18 protein-coding genes and 1 pseudogene are annotated in these 16,402 nt (G+C 62.4%); 8 read left to right on the top strand and 11 right to left on the bottom strand.

The annotated features are described in order from the left end of the window. Positions 1 to 36: 36 nt before the first annotated feature. The 3 genes from FKV68_RS01565 to FKV68_RS01575 all read right to left on the bottom strand — a co-directional run bounded on the left by FKV68_RS01565 (position 37) and on the right by FKV68_RS01575 (position 5,039). Positions 37 to 2,169 carry an adenylate/guanylate cyclase domain-containing protein gene (locus FKV68_RS01565; protein WP_245181867.1) on the bottom strand — a complete coding sequence of 711 codons (2,133 nt, stop codon included), beginning with the start codon at positions 2,167 to 2,169 and terminating at the stop codon, positions 37 to 39. Positions 2,170 to 2,519: 350 nt separating this feature from the next. Then, on the bottom strand, positions 2,520 to 4,487 hold the full coding sequence (locus FKV68_RS01570; protein ID WP_180939814.1) for an adenylate/guanylate cyclase domain-containing protein: 1,968 nt from the start codon (positions 4,485 to 4,487) through the stop codon (positions 2,520 to 2,522). A gap of 222 nt (positions 4,488 to 4,709) precedes the next feature. Then, complete coding sequence (locus tag FKV68_RS01575; protein ID WP_180939815.1) at positions 4,710 to 5,039, bottom strand: hypothetical protein; 330 nt, start codon at positions 5,037 to 5,039, stop codon at positions 4,710 to 4,712. A 130-nt stretch (positions 5,040 to 5,169) separates the two neighbouring features. On the opposite strand from FKV68_RS01575, the gene FKV68_RS01580 reads away from it, so the two are divergent. Next, positions 5,170 to 5,796: a ribonuclease D gene (locus tag FKV68_RS01580; RefSeq protein ID WP_180939816.1), complete on the top strand. Its 627-nt coding sequence runs from the start codon at positions 5,170 to 5,172 to the stop codon at positions 5,794 to 5,796. Positions 5,797 to 5,799: 3 nt separating this feature from the next. On the opposite strand, the gene FKV68_RS01585 is transcribed toward FKV68_RS01580, so the two are convergent. Beyond that, complete coding sequence (locus FKV68_RS01585; RefSeq protein WP_180941373.1) at positions 5,800 to 6,144, bottom strand: YqaA family protein; 345 nt, start codon at positions 6,142 to 6,144, stop codon at positions 5,800 to 5,802. 310 nt (positions 6,145 to 6,454) lie between these two features. Here FKV68_RS01585 and FKV68_RS01590 point away from each other — a divergent pair, with 310 nt between their 5' ends. Then, entirely contained in the window at positions 6,455 to 7,336 is an 882-nt protein-coding gene (locus tag FKV68_RS01590; protein WP_180939817.1) for an aldo/keto reductase family oxidoreductase, read from the top strand. A gap of 126 nt (positions 7,337 to 7,462) precedes the next feature. Here the strand turns inward: FKV68_RS01590 and FKV68_RS01595 are convergent, their stop codons facing one another. Then, complete coding sequence (locus FKV68_RS01595) at positions 7,463 to 7,744, bottom strand: Rdx family protein (protein WP_180939818.1); 282 nt, start codon at positions 7,742 to 7,744, stop codon at positions 7,463 to 7,465. 186 nt (positions 7,745 to 7,930) lie between these two features. Between FKV68_RS01595 and FKV68_RS01600 the strand changes: the two genes are divergently transcribed. Next, complete coding sequence (locus FKV68_RS01600; protein WP_180939819.1) at positions 7,931 to 8,386, top strand: DoxX family protein; 456 nt, start codon at positions 7,931 to 7,933, stop codon at positions 8,384 to 8,386. A 58-nt stretch (positions 8,387 to 8,444) separates the two neighbouring features. On the opposite strand, the gene rnk is transcribed toward FKV68_RS01600, so the two are convergent. Further along, complete coding sequence (gene rnk, locus FKV68_RS01605) at positions 8,445 to 8,840, bottom strand: nucleoside diphosphate kinase regulator (protein ID WP_180939820.1); 396 nt, start codon at positions 8,838 to 8,840, stop codon at positions 8,445 to 8,447. Positions 8,841 to 9,316: 476 nt separating this feature from the next. Here rnk and FKV68_RS01610 point away from each other — a divergent pair, with 476 nt between their 5' ends. Both FKV68_RS01610 and FKV68_RS01615 read left to right on the top strand, forming a co-directional pair. After that, positions 9,317 to 9,796 carry a GFA family protein gene (locus FKV68_RS01610; RefSeq protein ID WP_180939821.1) on the top strand — a complete coding sequence of 160 codons (480 nt, stop codon included), beginning with the start codon at positions 9,317 to 9,319 and terminating at the stop codon, positions 9,794 to 9,796. Between the two features lie 8 nt (positions 9,797 to 9,804). Further along, the gene (locus FKV68_RS01615) at positions 9,805 to 10,362 is read left to right on the top strand and encodes a sugar O-acetyltransferase (protein ID WP_180939822.1); all 558 of its coding nucleotides are present in this window, start codon (positions 9,805 to 9,807) and stop codon (positions 10,360 to 10,362) included. Positions 10,363 to 10,491: 129 nt separating this feature from the next. On the opposite strand, the gene FKV68_RS01620 is transcribed toward FKV68_RS01615, so the two are convergent. Then, positions 10,492 to 10,797 (bottom strand): GIY-YIG nuclease family protein, encoded by a 306-nt coding sequence (locus FKV68_RS01620; protein ID WP_180939823.1) that lies wholly within the window; start codon positions 10,795 to 10,797, stop codon positions 10,492 to 10,494. Between the two features lie 49 nt (positions 10,798 to 10,846). Here FKV68_RS01620 and FKV68_RS01625 point away from each other — a divergent pair. After that, positions 10,847 to 11,071 (top strand): annotated as a pseudogene (locus FKV68_RS01625) (GNAT family N-acetyltransferase); the annotation flags it as partial. Positions 11,072 to 11,080: 9 nt separating this feature from the next. Here the strand turns inward: FKV68_RS01625 and FKV68_RS01630 are convergent. The 4 genes from FKV68_RS01630 to FKV68_RS01645 all read right to left on the bottom strand — a co-directional run bounded on the left by FKV68_RS01630 (position 11,081) and on the right by FKV68_RS01645 (position 14,838). Continuing rightward, a complete protein-coding gene (locus tag FKV68_RS01630) occupies positions 11,081 to 11,380 on the bottom strand; it encodes a CcdB family protein (protein WP_180939824.1) in 300 nt (99 codons plus the stop codon). Further along, a complete protein-coding gene (locus tag FKV68_RS01635; RefSeq protein WP_180939825.1) occupies positions 11,380 to 11,613 on the bottom strand; it encodes a type II toxin-antitoxin system CcdA family antitoxin in 234 nt (77 codons plus the stop codon). The genes FKV68_RS01630 and FKV68_RS01635 overlap by 1 nt, the downstream gene beginning before the upstream one ends. 56 nt (positions 11,614 to 11,669) lie before the next feature. Continuing rightward, the gene (lepA, locus tag FKV68_RS01640; RefSeq protein WP_153442485.1) at positions 11,670 to 13,496 is read right to left on the bottom strand and encodes a translation elongation factor 4; all 1,827 of its coding nucleotides are present in this window, start codon (positions 13,494 to 13,496) and stop codon (positions 11,670 to 11,672) included. A gap of 82 nt (positions 13,497 to 13,578) precedes the next feature. Then, positions 13,579 to 14,838: an MFS transporter gene (locus FKV68_RS01645; RefSeq protein ID WP_180939826.1), complete on the bottom strand. Its 1,260-nt coding sequence runs from the start codon at positions 14,836 to 14,838 to the stop codon at positions 13,579 to 13,581. Positions 14,839 to 15,021: 183 nt separating this feature from the next. On the opposite strand from FKV68_RS01645, the gene FKV68_RS01650 reads away from it, so the two are divergent. Further along, positions 15,022 to 15,600, top strand: a complete 579-nt coding sequence (locus FKV68_RS01650; protein WP_180939827.1) for a helix-turn-helix domain-containing protein — start codon at positions 15,022 to 15,024, stop codon at positions 15,598 to 15,600. Between the two features lie 274 nt (positions 15,601 to 15,874). Beyond that, entirely contained in the window at positions 15,875 to 16,402 is a 528-nt protein-coding gene (locus FKV68_RS01655; RefSeq protein WP_180939828.1) for a GNAT family N-acetyltransferase, read from the top strand.

Below are 16,402 nucleotides of genomic sequence, written 5' to 3' on the forward strand. Positions count from 1 at the left end.
GGAAGATGCTGACGGGCATGTTAGATACCCACGGCACTACAATCTTAGGAGCCACGCCTCTACCTTTCCTTTGCCCTTGACTTCGATTGTGCCGCGCGGCTCGAAGACGAACTCGCCTTTGAGCTTTTCGTAGACCGCGCGGGTAACCTGGATCGAATTGGGAATGCCCCCTGTTTCCATCCGGCTCGCGAGGTTCACGGTGTCGCCCCAAAGGTCGTAGATGTATTTGCTCTTGCCGATCACGCCGGCCACGACAGGGCCGGTGTTGATGCCCACCCTTATGCTGAGCGAGGCTTTGTGTTCCAGGGCGTGCTCGCGGGTAATGTGAACCATGCGGATGGCCATGCGAACCATGCGCTCGGCGTGGTCGGCCGTCGGCACGGGTAGGCCGCACACCGCCATATAGGCATCGCCCACTGTCTTGATCTTCTCGACGCCGAGATCTTGAGCAGCAGCGTCGAAGCGGGTGAAGAGCCCGTTAAGCAGGGTCACGACGTCCTGCGGCGGCATGTCAGACGTCAGTTCCGTGAAGCCGACGATATCGGCGAAAGCGACAGTGACTTCAGCAAAGCCATCCGCGATCGCCACCTCGCCGCTGCGGAGCCGGTTGGCGATTGGCGCCGGCAGCACATTCAGCAGCAGCTGCTCGTTCTCGCGATTCTTTTCCTCGATCGCGGCGCTCTGCTCTCGAATATCCTCGACCATGCCATTGAAGGCCGAGCAGAGCTGGCCGATCTCATCGCCCGTGCGGACAGGGACGCTGGCGTCGTAGTCGCCGGCGGCGAAGCGTTTCACCCCGGCGGTGAGTTCGCGCAGTGGCTGAAGCAGCGCGTGCGAAAGCCACGCGGCCGCGGCTGCCACCACCAGCGCCGCCAGTCCTCCGACCACCATCAGGTCCCGGCGCAGCCGATCGATCGGCGCGAAGGCTTCGGCGCTGTCGAGCTTGGCGACAAGGCCCCACTTGACATCGTGAATTGCGAGTGGCCCCCATGAAGCGAGCGTCGGAACGCCACGGTAGCCGATGATCTCGCCAGTACCCTCGACACCGGCCAGCGCAGCCCTGGTGGCCTGTGTCTCGATGCGCTGATGCAATACCGGTGTCCCGTAGCGCCGGATTGCTGACAGCTCGCTCTCCGGGGTGCCTACGGTGCGGAGTTCGGCGAAATAGCCGTCACGATTCTCGTAGAACGCACGCGGGGCCGAGCGCACCAGATAGTCCGGCCCGACCAGGTATGCCTCGCCGGTGTTGCCAAATCCGTCCTGCCGCCAACGGCGACCGCTGGTGACGACGTTGTCGATCTCGTCATTCGACAGTTGCGCGATCAGCACGCCGATGACGACGCCCTTGTCGATAATCGGCGCGCCCATGAAGGCGATCGGTGCGCCGCCCGATGGATCATAAGGTGCGAAATCCGCAAGGCAGACAGCCGACTGGTCGGGGGCCAGCGAGCAGCGGGCGACCGCGGCTGCGACGTTGGAGCGGCGATACGGACCGAACTGGAGGGATGTGGTGAAGTCCGTCTCCTTCTGCACGGTGTAGATCAGCCGGCCCGATTTCGGGTCGGCCACCATGAAGTCGAAGAATCCGACCGTTGTGGCAGCCGCCCGCATCAGCGGATGGTAGATAGCGTGCAGTCGGCTGTATTCGCTGCCGTCGCCGGCGTCGTCGAGAAGCCCGCGCCGCTCCGCCGGGTTCGGATTGGCCACGATGTAGTGATACTGCAGATAGTAGGGGGCTCCGCCGACCGGCAAGTAGTCCGACAGGGCCGGTTCCCTGCCCAAGACACTGGTCATTTGCGGGATGAAGTTCTCGGCATACCAGTCGCTGACCTTCCGGCTCAATTCGGCTGATATGCCTCCCCGGTCGAGTTGTTCGACCGCGGTTCGGAACTCGCGTGTAGATTCGACCACCATCTTCGAGGTGGCAAGGAGGCGCAACTCGGCCTGGATAGTGCGGAAGTAGGTTTCGATCTGGCGCGCCTTGGTTTGGCGGGCGGTCGTGAGCTGATCGAAGATTGCCTGTTCGAGGGCATCGCGGGCCCGGAAGTAACCGAGCACCGCAGTCAGCAGAACGGCGGCCGCACCGAGTAGGACGAGTGTCGCGAACAGTTTTGCGGCCAGGCCCCAGCGCGCAGGGCGTGGTGTGCCGGTCGCACCTTTGAAAGACATCCTCGACCTCTAATCCACAACGCGACCGTTTTTGGGCAGGCATCACCGGCGATGACAGCGTTTGGTCAGGTCGTTGCACGTAACATCTGCTACCAATGACAAAGTACTGAAGTCGCGACCCAATGGTAGTACATTTTCAGGCCGACAGAGCCACGTGAACAGCGTTGTCAACACCGCCCTTTGATCTGACGCGGTCACGGTAGCAACGTCGATTTTGCGCCGGTAGTGCCCGATCTCTCACGCGCGAGCGTCTGCACTGCCAAACAACTATCCATGCTCACGCAGGCAGCTGGAATCCACCATCCCGAGTCGACGCAGCGAGCCATGGGCAAACGCAAGCAGATCGACGCCTACGCCGCCGTTCCGGTTTGCGCTTCGTCCATTTTCACTCCGGCGACAGGGCTCGCTGCCAGGACCTCGTAGATGTCGAGGGCTGTTGCCCGCCCCTTGGCCTGCGCCGAGCCGAGCGGACGGAATGTGATCACGTCCTTGCATTGGGCAACGACTGCGCCGCTCGCCATGATCGTCGTGTCGTAGTTCTTGTTCATGCCTTCAAGCCGCGAGGCGACATTCACCGTGTCGCCCATCGCCGTATATTGCAGCCGCTCCTTGGCGCCGACGCTGCCGACGACGGCCGTGCCGGTATGAATGCCGAAGCGCGTGCGGAATTCCGGAAGACCCTTTGCCTTCTGTTTCTCGTTGAACGCGTGCAGCCTCTCCTTGACGGCGAGCGCGCAGCGACAGGCGTGTTCGGCGTGTCGTTCATCGGCGACCGGCGCGTTCCACATGGCAAAGACCGAGTCGCCGAGGAACTGGATGATCGTGCCGTCGTGGGCGTGGACCGTTTCGCTGAAAATATCGAAATACTCCGAAAGCATCGCCACCACCTCCTCCGGCGCGTGACGCTCGCTGATGGTGGTGAAATCGTAGATATCCGTGAAAAGCGCCGTCACTTCCTGACGCCAGGCGGCCCGGCCGCCGAACTGCCCGGATTCGATGCCTCGGCGCACCAGTTCCTTGGGCACGTAGAGTGCGAAGGTAAAGATGGCGTCGCGGGCCTTGTTCATCGCGCCGTTGAGCGTCGAGATTTCGGTTACATGCGACGGCACGTCGATCGGCGTGGTGAAGTCCAGATCCTGCAGCCGGTTGGCGCTGGCGGTCAGCTGGTGCAGGGACTTGGTAATCAGGTGCGCGAGAACAAGAGCGCTGAGGACGGCGAGCACCACGACGGCGCCTGAAACCGCGAGGCCCTCGAGCAGGGCGGCGTTGGCGGTCGCCATCAGTTCGTCGAGAGGAGCGGCGACGACCACCCGATGCCCCGAAAGCAGCAAGGCCGAGGCTAGTGGCGTCACCACGACGAGATAGGTGCGATCGCCGACATCGACAAAGCTTGGCTTGCCCGGGGCGGGCGGGTTGAGGCGGATGCTTTCGATGAGCGGATCGTTTTGCGGCGCAGCGACCGGGTCGTACTTCTGTTTTGCCGCCATGATGCGGCGCATCATGGCGGGGTCGGAGTGGATGATTGGCCGTCCGACCGCGTCGAGAATGAATGAAACGGAACCGTCGGTGAGCCGCTCGCGCGACAGGAAGTCTGTAATCGTGTCGAGAACGACGTCTGCGCCGATGACGATCTTTCCGTTTCCGTGATGGGCTTGCGATATCGTCATTCCGAGCTTGCCGGTCGTGGCCATTTCGTAAGGCCCGGTCGAGACCGGAGCCTTCCCGTCGACGGCGGCCTGATACCAGGGGCGAGTTTGCGGATCGAAGCCGGTTGACGTCAGCCGGCGCTCGGCGAACTGCATGCCGGCTGCATCGAGGAAAAGGACGCGGTTGACTGACTTTCCTTCGGCATCCTTTTCCATCGAGCGTACGGCAATCGCTGCGCCGCGCGGCGCGTCGAGCGCCATGCGCCACGCCGGCATTGCCAGATCGACGAGCTGGAAGAACGCACCGTCCGGATAGCCGACATAGACGCCATCGATATGCGGAGATCGCATGATGCCTTCACGCAGGATCGCGATCTTGTCGTTCACGCGCTCCGGCGGGGGCACGAGGAAGGAATTGGCGACCGATGATACCAGGCCGACCAGTGCCGACGTGTCGCCGGAAAGGACCCCGAGCCGGTCGACGAGACGACCGACGAAGGCGTGCATGTTAGCCTCGGCGTCTTCGATCGCCGCACTGCGCGAACGGCGGTAGTCGAGGCCAACCAGCGTCGCCGACACGACGATGAGCATGGCAACCATTACGAGGGCAAACAGCGACCGGAGAGAATGCGTCCAGATCGCGGGATGCCTGTTCTCGTCAGAGCCGCGCATGCGTCTGTGTCCCCGTCAGTACGTTTGCCGTCGATCTTTGCAGCATTGCACGGCCTTTGCATAGAACTTGTTAATTGGCCAGTCGTAGCAGTTGAGCAGACTAAATATTGCCTTGGATCGCCCCGTAATAGGTAAGCAATTGCTTACCAGACATTATGTGAGCTCCTGCGTCATCCGGTGAACCGGCGATGATCGGTTGCCCCACTCGGAACAAGATCGGACTTAATAGTTCAAACCACGCTTCTGCCGCTCGAGCGACGGCGGCAATCGACTTCCGCGAAAGACCGGGCCACCGTCGCCCTCGCGGCATTTGTAGACCGTGTCGTAGCCCGGTCCGCGTGACGACTCGAAGGGCGCCCAGCGGTCTACGAAGACCTGCTCGCAAGCCACCCTCGGCGGATCCCGCAATGGATCCTCGGCGCGGACGCCCGGAAGGTCATAGTAGGCCTGGGCGAACTGTTGCGCGCTTTGTGCCGCGAGCGCGGCGCCTGTCGAGAGTCCCAGCAGGAAGGCGGTGCAGGCAGGCACCCGGACGGATCGAAGCGAAATCATGCTCTCGGACTTTCTCAAGAAGGGGATCGGTAAGACCGGAGGGGAGAACGTACGGTATTGCCTCCAGCAAACTTGCGCTATAGGCCAACTGTGTTCCAATTCACTTGGCTAGTTGATCTGGGGATTTTCGATGGCGAATGCAATACGATTCCACGAAGGCGATATTTCCGCGGCCGATGCGGCCCGCTACACGGGCGCTATCGCCATCGATACGGAAACGCTCGGCCTCGTTCCCCGCCGCGACCGGTTGTGCGTGGTGCAGCTTTCACCGGGTGACGGCACCGCCGACGTGATCCGCATTGCTGCCGGGCAGAGGGAAGCGCCGAACCTCGTTGCAATGCTCGCCGATCCGACGCGCCAGAAGATCTTCCACTTCGGCCGATTCGATATCGCCGTGCTCTTCCACACCTTCGGCGTCACTGCGACACCGGTTTTCTGCACCAAGATCGCCTCGCGGCTGACGCGCACCTACACCGACCGGCACGGGCTCAAGGATAATCTCAAGGAACTGCTCGACGTCGATATTTCCAAGCAGCAGCAGTCATCGGACTGGGCCGCCGACATCCTTTCGCCGGCACAGCTCGAATACGCCGCTTCCGACGTGCTGTACCTGCATGCGCTGCGTGACAAGCTGACGGCGCGCCTCCTGCGCGATGGCCGCATGGAGCATGCCGAAGCCTGCTTCGCCTTCCTGCCGACACGTGCAAAGCTCGACCTGCTCGGCTGGGAGGAAACGGATATCTTCGCGCATAGCTGACCTTCACGGCGTCAGCCACAGGACGGCGGCGTAGCGTGCGGCCTTGCCGAGCGTCACGAAGACGAGAAACAGCGTGAGCGGGGTCCTCAGCAGCCCGGCGACGAGCGTGAGCGGATCGCCGACGACCGGCAGCCAGGAAAAAAGCAGCACGGGTCTGCCATAGCGCTGAAAGAGCGCCTCGGCCTTTCGCCGCGCGGGCGGCGAAACCGGAAACCAGCGGCGGTGCTCGAAACGGATGAGAAAGCGGCCGAGCGCGAAATTGACAACGGCGCCAAGCACGTTACCCGCGGTAGCCGCCAGGAAGAGCGCTGTGCGGCTCGTCTCGCCCGCAAGCGCCGCCGCGACGATCGCTGCCTCCGAAAGGCCGAAGAGCAAGGTCGCCGACAGGAAGGCCGCGGCAAAAATGCCGGAAAGCATACCGAAGTCCAGGCTCAGCTCCCGTCGACATGGCCGAGATCGCGCTCCGGCCCGATGCACCCATGCTTCCACGGCGCGCGGCGTCAGCAAATCCGCTGCACACACCACCGCCACCAAAGCGTTCAGATCGCTGATGCCCACCCTCATTATTCGAAAATCCGCACAGCCTGTGCGGGTTGTATCAGGTAGTCGCACAGTCGAACAACGCCTATCTGCATTTCGTCAGATAGGGGGAAAGATCATGACCATCAAAGACCAAACTGGAACCTTCAAGCTGGGCAACCGCACCCTGAAACGTGTTGGCTATGGCGCAATGCAGCTCGCCGGGCCCGGCGTGTTCGGCCCGCCCAGGGACCACGACGCGGCAGTGGCCGTGCTGCGCGCGGCCGTGGATGCCGGGGTGGACCACATCGACACCAGCGACTTCTATGGCCCGCATGTCACCAATCGATTGATCCGCGAGGCACTCGCGCCCTATCCCGACGACCTCGTTATCGTCACGAAGATCGGCGCCCGACGCGGTGAGGATGGAGCGTGGCTCCCGGCCTTTTCAAGGGAGGAATTGAAGCAGGCGGTGCATGATAACCTGCGCAATCTCGGGATCGACGTACTGGAGGTGGTGAACCTCCGCATCATGTTCGATGCGCACGGCCCTGCTGAGGGGTCGATCGAGGCACCGCTTGCCGCCTTGGCCGAGCTTCAGCAACAGGGTCTGGTGCGCCATATTGGGCTGAGCAACGTTACGGCTGCGCAGGTTACGGAAGGACGCCGGATCTGCGACATCGTCTGCGTGCAGAACCACTATAATCTGGCGCATCGCGCAGATGATGCCCTGATCGACGATCTCGCTCGCGACGGCATCGCCTACGTCCCTTTCTTCCCGCTTGGCGGGTTCACTCCATTGCAGTCGTCCACCTTGTCCGATGTCGCAAAGCGCCTGGACGCGACGCCGATGCAGGTCGCACTCGCATGGCTGCTTCATCGCGGGCCCAACATTCTTCTGATCCCCGGCACCTCGTCCGTCGCGCATCTGCATGAGAACATCGCCGCGGCCGACATCGCTCTCTCGGATGATGCGCTCAAGGCACTGGACGACATGGCGGAAGGCTCCAGCTTCGGCTAGCAATCCGAGGCTCGAACGCGATCGCACTTTTTCGCAAACGGCTTTCTTAGGCTCCCGGCGACTACGCTCCTCAGGCGCCTCGAATGCCACTCCGAACGTCGCCGTGATAGCGCTGGAGCAACTGGCTCAGCTCCTGTCGACGTGGCCGAGATCGCGCTCCGGCTCGATCACGTCGCGGATCCGCTGCTTCAACTCCTTCGGCCCGGGGAAGCCGCCGTCGCGCTTGCGTTCCCAGACGAGCCCGCCATCGACGCGGATCTCGAAATTGCCGCCGGTCCCGGGGATCAGCGCGACTTCGCCGAGCGAATCGCCAAAGGTCGACAGCAGCTCCTGCGCCATCCAGCCGGCGCGAAGCAGCCAGTTGCATTGGGTGCAGTAAAGGATCGTGACGCGAGGCTTTTCACTCATCTCATGCTTCCTGTTTTGCATTAGATTCAAACATATCGGCGCGTCGGGGTCACAACAACGGGGCTTTCACGGACAGATCACATACATGTCAACTTTTAGAGTCATGTTTTTATCGGAGGGAGCCTTGAATTGCGAACGGCGCCCGGCGAGAGAATTGCTGCAGTGCAACCGATTCCAGAGGAAATCATGACCGACACCACCGCTACGACCGACCGCCCGCGTGCGATCCTGCCGGCACTCGAAAAGATCTACCTGCCGCTCGACACCTTCGCCGAGACGCTGCTGCGCGTCCTCGCGGGTGCGCTGCTCGTCACCCACGGTTACGGCAAGATCATCAATCCCTTTGGTGCCGTCGGCATGGTGGAAGGCCTGGGCTTTTATCCGGGCGTCTTCTGGTCGCCGCTCCTCTCTGCCACCGAATTCTTCGGCGGCATCTTCATCGCCGTCGGCTTCCTGACCCGCCCTGCCGCGTTCGCGGCCACCATCGTGCTGCTGGTCACCGTCTATTTCCATGGCATCGTGCAGGGCCAGGGGCTCGGCGGCGCCGAGAAATCGATCCTTTGGGCTGCAATCACCTTCTTCTTTGCCGTTCGTGGCGCCAACAGCCAGTCGGTCGACGCCAAGCTCGGCAAGCAGTTCTGATCTCTTGCCTTTTGACGCGGCCGCTCGTCGGCCGCGTCTCGCCTTCTCACGATCAATATTATCGGGCGACGCTGCGGATCGTCATGCGATGCGCCTTTCCCGCCCGGTCGAGCCAGTCGATCGACTGTCCGACGGAAAGGCCGATCAGCGCCGCGCCGATCGGCGTCAACACCGAAATCCTGCCCGCTTCGATGTCGGCTTCGCCGGGATAGACCAGGGTCACTTCCTTCGCAAAACCATTGTCGGCATCGAAGGCGACGGTCGAGCCCATCTGCACGCTGTCCTTCGGCAAATCATGTGCGGCGACGCGCGCCCGTTCGAGTTCCGAAAGCAGCGCTTCGGCGACGTCGGGTAGGCGGTCGAGTGCCGACGTGGCGAGTGCTGTAAGGCGCGCATGGTCTTCGGCATTGATGACGATCGGTGGAAGTTTGTTGCGGTTTGCTGTGTCCGCCATGATGATATCCGTGCTTGTGCGCATGGCTGCCTACGCGCGTGTTTCCTCGAATCCGAATTTGAGGAAACATGCAGCAATTCAGAGTGCCGCAGCGTGCTTGCGCGCCTAACACGGCGCGCGGCGCTGCAGAGGCGCCATGATCGCGATTGTTCCTGTGAAATGTTTTTTGCGCTCGCCGCACTTTAAGTCTGTGGATGGCCGCAGACGGTCTCGATGCGAAAGGCTCCCCTTCCCCGGAGAGCGCACGCGTCCGGGCCGGGGTCAAGTTCCTGCGATAGGGCAGACCCTGAAAGAACAACAGAAATGGATCGCAAGCGTCGACATGGCCCAAAGGTCGGAAAGTTCGCCGACGAAGTCAAGGCCGGCGATCGTCTCTTGAACGGTAGCGGCGGCCGTGGTCAACCTAGCCCGGCGGCACGCCGGTGGGCTTTCGAGCTCCCGCCGCCATGCGATCTCGTGATCGAGGAGGTTTGGTCATGAACGAAGCGATCGAGGGCGGCTGCTTTTGCGGGCGCATCCGCTACCGGTTGAAGGCGCGCCCGATGTTCGTCCATTGTTGCCACTGCAGCGATTGCCAGCGGCAGGTGGGAAGCGCTTTCGCGATCAACGGCCTCGTCGAGGCGGAAAACGTCGAGCTGCTCAAGGGCGAGCCCGTGATGGTCACCTTGCCGACCGACAGCGGCCGCCCGCACGACGTCTATCGCTGTCCCGACTGCCAGTCGGCGCTCTGGAGCGACTACGGCCGGCGCAAATGGCTTTCTTTCGTGCGCGTCGCAACGCTCGACCGGCCGTCGGATTTTCCGCCGCACGTGCACATCTATACGCGCTCGAAACTCGACTGGGTGGTGCTGCCGGCGGGCGCCAAGGCTTTCGAGGAATATTACGACATGCAGGCGCTGTGGCCGAAGGAGAGCCTGGAGCGGCGCGCTCGTGCACACGCCAAGGCGAATGGGTAGACGCGGCCATGACCGGAAGCGAGCGTGAAAAGATGGGGGCAGGCGCGTGGTATCGCTGCCTCGATCCGGAATTGGATGAATTGCGCGCCCGCGCCCGCAGGGCGATTCACCAGCACAACATCCTGCCGCCGGACGAGCGTGGCGGCCTGGCCCCGGCCTTGCGGGCGCTCTTTGCCGATGTGGCCGCCGACGTCTTCGTCGAGGCGCCGTTTCATTGTTCCTACGGCCTGAACATAAGGCTCGGCGACCGCGTCTACCTAAACGCCGGCTGCACCATCCTCGACAGCGCGCCGGTCGTCATCGGGAGCGATACGATGCTCGGACCGGGCGTACAGATCTATTGCGCCGAACACCACAAGGACCCGGCGCTTCGCCGTGAGGGGCTGGAAATCGCCCGCCCCGTGACGATCGGCGAAAACGTCTGGATCGGCGGCGGCGCGATCATTCTCGCCGGCGTGACGATCGGCGACGGGGCGATCGTGGGCGCTGGTGCGGTGGTGACGCGGGACGTGGCCCCGGGCGCGACGGTGGTGGGGAATCCGGCGCGGGTGGTTGGCGGCACATAATGGGCAGATGACTTCGGGGGGCGCTTACCGCTCTTCCTGCCACAACGCGCAGCGCCGTCCCGTTGTCCGGCACGTCAACCCTTCCGCTCGTCATTCTCGGGCTTGACCCGAGGATCCAAGCACAAGCGTTCACCAAAGCTCAAAATACAGATCACGCCAGTCCGGATTCATCTTCTCAATGAGTTCGATCTTCCACTGCCGGTACCAGCGTTTGAGCGATTTCTCGCGCTGAATGGCGGTGCCGATCTGCAAGTGTTCCTCGTACCAGACGAGCCGGTTGCAGCCATATTTCGATGCAAAACCGGACGTCAGCCCCTCGTGATGCTCGAAGACACGGCGCTCGACGTTTGACGTAACGCCGATGTAAAGCGTTCCTCGCTTGTGATTCGTGACGATGTAGACGTATCCGGTCGTGTGCGGAGGATGCTTGCGCATGGATCCTCGGGTCAAGCCCGAGGATGACGGTGGGAACTGGTCGAAGATGCCAACGTCTTGTGGCGCCGGTACCGCGCTCTTTGCCGCCGCGAAGGCACACGCTCGCGAGGCTGGCCTTGAGGCGATTAATGCCACGATCCGCGCCGACAATGCCGGAGGGCTGGCCTACTACGCAAAAATGGGCTTCATCGATTACAAGGTCGAGAAAGCGGTGCCGCTGAAGGATGGCCAGCCGGTCGACCGCATATCGAAGCGGTATCTGCTTGCGGTGTGATAGAGCGCCTCAGAAGCCTTGGAATGCGAAATCCGTGGCGGCGACAATGTCGTCGCGCAGGCTCGACAGATCCGTGACCATCTCATCGAGGTCACCCACTGAAATCGCAGCCAGGAGATGGATAGCGATGACGTAGGCGTCCCCGCCGATGGTCACGCGTGGATTGAGACGCGACATCACGTGACCGATGTCGGACACCGGAAGAAGCGGCGCGACGATTCGGGTCTTCAGTGCATCGAAAAGGTCGGCCTGGAGATCGACCACCAATGTTTCGGCATGCTTCAAACGATAGACATGAAAGCGGGACATCAGAACTGCCGGTGTTTCGCCAGTGGCAGTCCACGCTTTTCGACCAGGGCGTTGGCATCGGCGATCGCTTTCGCGTTCTCGATACGCCATAGCTTTTCCCGTTCGGTCTTGATCGCTTGCGCGATGCCTTCTTCCGCCGCGCGCGAAACGTTGATCTTCAGATCGCGTGCGGTTGAAAGCAAATCGCCGTCGAGGGAGAGATTGGTTGGGCGCCGTGCGGTTGATCGTGTCATATTCGTTCCCATGAAGATGCGCACATTATATGCGCATCTTCATGGGAAGAAAACAGTCACTCATCGCCCATCTTCAACGCCGCGATAAACGCTTCCTGCGGGATCTCCACCTTGCCGAACTGGCGCATGCGCTTCTTGCCTTCCTTCTGCTTTTCCAGAAGCTTGCGCTTGCGGGTGGCGTCGCCGCCGTAGCATTTCGCCGTCACGTCCTTCCGGAGCGCCCGCACGGTTTCGCGGGCGATGATGCGGCCGCCGATTGCGGCCTGGATCGGGATCTGGAACATGTGCTGCGGGATCAGATCTTTCAGCTTTTCGCACATGACGCGGCCGCGCTTTTCCGCGGCCGAGCGGTGGACGAGCATCGACAGCGCATCGACCGGCTCGCCGTTGACGAGGATCGACATCTTGACGAGGTCGCTCTCGCGATAGTCCGAGAGGTTGTAGTCGAACGAGGCATAGCCCTTGGAGATCGACTTGAGGCGATCGTAGAAGTCGAAGACCACTTCGTTGAGCGGCAGGTCGTAGGTCAGCATCGCCCGGTTGCCGACATAGGTCAGTTCCGTCTGGATGCCGCGTCGGTCCTGGCATAGCTTCAGGATGCCGCCGAGATATTCGTCCGGCGTCAGGATCGTGGCCCGGATCCAGGGTTCGCGGAACTCGGAGATCTTGACGACATCCGGCATGTCGGCCGGATTGTGCAGTTCCTTCTCGGTGCCGTCGGTCATGGTCAGCTGATAGACGACCGAGGGCGCGGTCGCGATCAGGTCGAGGTCGAACTCGCGCGACAGCCGTTCCTGGATAATTTCGAGATGCAGGAGCCCGAGGAAGCCGCAGCGGAAGCCGAAACCGAGGGCGGCGGAGGATTCCATTTCGAAAGAGAACGAGGCGTCATTGAGCCTGAGCTTGCCCATGGCGCCGCGCAGTTCCTCGAAATCGGCGGCATCGACCGGGAAGAGACCGCAGAAGACGACCGGCTGCGCCGGCTTGAAGCCTGGCAGCGCCTCCGACGTCGGGCGCTTGTCTTCGGTGATCGTATCGCCGACACGGGTATCGGCCACTTCCTTGATCGAGGCGGTTATGAAGCCGATCTCGCCCGGGCCGAGCGAATCCATCGCCACCATCTTCGGCGTCAGCACGCCGACGCGCTCGATCGTGTATTTCGCGCCGGTGCCCATCATGCGGATCGTCTGGCCCTTGGTCAGCACGCCGTCGATGATGCGCACGAGAACCATGACGCCGAGATAGGTGTCGTACCAGCTGTCGACGAGCAGCGCCTTCAGCGGCGCCTTTTCGCCGCCCGAACTCTTCGGCGCCGGCAGCTTCTGGACGATTGCTTCGAGCACGTCCGGAATGCCGAGGCCGGTCTTGGCCGAGATCAGCACGGCGTCGGAAGCGTCGATGCCGATCACTTCCTCGATCTGTTCCTTGATCCGCTCCGGCTCGGCCGCAGGCAGGTCGATCTTGTTGAGCACGGTGACGAGTTCGTGGTTGTTGTCGATCGCCTGATAGACGTTGGCGAGCGTCTGGGCTTCGACCCCCTGGCTGGCGTCGACGACGAGCAGCGAGCCCTCGCAAGCCGAAAGCGAGCGCGAGACTTCATAGGCGAAGTCGACGTGGCCGGGCGTGTCGATGAGGTTCAGCACATAGGTCTCGCCGTCATTGGCCTTGTAGTGCAGGCGCACGGTCTGGGCCTTGATGGTGATGCCGCGCTCGCGTTCGATATCCATGCTGTCCAGCACTTGCTCGGACATTTCGCGCTCGGCAAGACCACCGGTCGACTGGATCAGCCGGTCGGCAAGCGTCGATTTGCCATGGTCGATATGGGCCACGATCGAGAAGTTGCGGATATGCGACAGGGGCGTCTTGGAAGATGTTGTGCTCATGGGCCGCATATAGCAGCGCGATCAGGCGGCGCAAAGCGGGAAATGAAGGCTTTGTTCACTATGTTTTGGCCGCTCCCGCCGCCTATTCGGAGCGGGCTTCCGCCTCTATCAGTGCGCCGGCATTCGGCACCTGCGCGCTCTTGAGTTCGAAACCTTCGCAGAGTTGCGGCGGTACTCTTTCGCGGCTGCGCAGGCGCAACAGCACGAAGGCGGCATAGAGGAGCGCCACCGCCATGGCGGCGTAAATGAAGGTGCGCTGCCCCAATGCCGGCGTCAGGATGGTGACAAGCATCGGAACGATGGTTGCCGACGTCGACCAGGCAACGAGCATGGTGCTGGCGAGCGGCACGAAATCAGACGGATCGGCGCGGTCGTTCGCATGCGCATTGGCGATCGAGTAGACCGTCTCGACCGCGCCGGCGAAGAGCGCGAAGACCAGCATCAGCAGGATGAGATTGGCGAAGGAAACGCTGAGCGCCGCAAGTCCGGCGGCGACGATCAGCGCGCAAGTGGCAATCAAGACAATGCGGCGATCGATACGGTCGGAGAGCGCGCCCATCGGATACTGGATGAACATCAGCCCGAACTGCATGACGAACATCAGCGCCGCTACATCTTTCTGGCCGACATCGTTGGCGGCGGCATAGATCGGCGTGAAGCCCTGCACGACCATGGAAAGGCCGCCGGCCGCAAGGATACCGACGAAGGCGACGGGAGAATTCCGCCACGCCATCGGAATGTCGATGCTGACCTTGGCGGGCGCTGGCGGCGTCGGCAGGCGGGTGAGGCCGATCGGCAGGATCGCGATTGTGGTGAAGAAGATCGTGATGATCGGCGCGAGGTTGCCTTCCGCGGGGATCTGGCCGAAGAGCCAGGCGCCGGCGCCGAGGCCGATGACATAGGCCATGTAGAAAAGCGCCATCGCCTTGCCGCGCCAATGGTTTTCGCTAGCGTGGTTCAGCCAGCTCTGGCTGATGATGAAATTGGTATTGCCGGCGGCGCCGTAAAGGCAGCGTGCGAACACCCATAGAAGCGGATGGACGCCGAGGCTGATCATCAGCGCAGCGAGGATGACGAGGGCCATCGAACAGGAGAAGGCGCGCGCATGGCCGACGCGGCGGATGAGCGGTCCGGCGATCACGCAGCCGACGAGGCCGCCGAAGGCGATGGCGGTGACCGCTGCGCCAGGAACCCAGTCTGGCGCCTCGGACCGCGTCAGCACGAAGGGAACATAGGCGAGCATCATGCCGTTGCCGATCGCGACTGCCGTCATCGAGACGACGATGCTGGCGATCGACGTGAGCGAGGAAGGGGACCTGTACCTGGCTTCCGCGACGTCCATGCCGTCCCCCTCGACAAGCGATTTCTAAACTATTGAAGAAGAATGCTTTTGCGAACTAGCGCAGTTTCGCGACCATAGCGCCTGACGCGCCGCCATGTTGTCGTCAAAGCGGCATGGACGAAATTTATTTTGGCGGTTCGGTGGAGTCTTGACTCCACTATATGAGAAATGCAATCTCAGATAATGGAATACGTAAACGACCCCCTTGAACGGGCCATCGGCGAGCGGGTACGGCAACTGCGAAGCGAGCAAGCGCTGACCCTCGACGATCTCGCGACGCGCTCCGGCGTCAGCCGGGCCATGATATCGCGCATCGAACGCGGTGAAACGAGCCCGACGGCGCAGCTCCTGGCGAAGCTTTGCAGCGCGCTGGGCACAACGCTTTCGGCGCTTTTCACCTTCGAGGTGAAGGATGCCTCACCGGTCGCGCGGCGGGCGGATCAGCGGCTCTGGCGCGATCCGGAAAGCGGTTACCTGCGCCGGTCGGTTTCGCCGGAAGGCGTCGGCTCGCCGGTCGATATCGTGGAGGTCGAGTTTCCACCTCGGGCCCGGGTCGTCTTCGAGCGCCGGCCGGCGGACCGCGGCATCACGCAGCACCTCTGGCTCTTGTCGGGCCGGCTCGAACTGACGACGGAGGACGGACCCCATCTGCTCGACGCGGGCGACTGCCTCTTCATGGGGCTTGAGGAGGCGCATGTCTTTCACAATCCCTATGACGAGCCGGCCCACTACGCCGTCATTCTCTGTCGCACCAAGGTGTAGAGCCTTTCATGGTGAACTGGAAACAATTCTGTTGGCTCAAGCGGAGCGGAATGTTTGCTCGGCTGGCGCGCGTCGTAGCCAACGCATACGGCCAAGCCGGCCGAGCAAGCAGGTCGCCCGCTTCAGCCAACCCGAAGGGCCGGGCATCTTTGCGCCAGGATCAGAGGCGATCGCCTCGGCCGTACGTGCGGGTACGACGCTCGCCAATCGCCTCTGTCCTAACGCAAACCTGCTCCGGCAGAATGTTTCCAGTTCACCATGAAAGGCCCTAGCCATGCCTGAGATAAACATCCGTGTGCTCTGCGAAGAAGAAACCTGTGCCGCTCTGCCCGCGCTTGCCGAGATCCTTTCCGATTGCGTCGAGGGCGGCGCGTCGGTCGGGTTCATGCAGCCCTTCGCGCCGAAGGATGCCTTGCCTTTTTGGGAGGCGGTTTGCGCTTCCGTCGCGCGAGACGAAACGGTGCTGATCGTTGCCGATGTGGATGGCCGCTTGGTTGGTACCGTTCAACTCGGCATCGGCACGATGCCCAACCAGCCGCACCGCGCCGACATCAAGAAGCTGCTTGTCCGCCGGGATGCGCGCGGTCTCGGTCTCGCGCGCCGGTTGATGGAGAAAGCGGAAACCGAGGCCGTGAAGCGCAGCCGGCGCGTGCTCGTGCTCGACACCGCGACCGGTGAGCCGGCGGAGGCGATTTATGAGCGCCTGGGCTGGATGCGCGCCGGCGTCGTCCCCGATTACGCGCTGATGCCGGACGGCCGCTATTGCGGTACGACCTTCTTCTACAAGCATCTCGCGCTATAG

Source organism: Sinorhizobium mexicanum (genome assembly GCF_013488225.1).
Taxonomy (GTDB): domain Bacteria; phylum Pseudomonadota; class Alphaproteobacteria; order Rhizobiales; family Rhizobiaceae; genus Sinorhizobium; species Sinorhizobium mexicanum.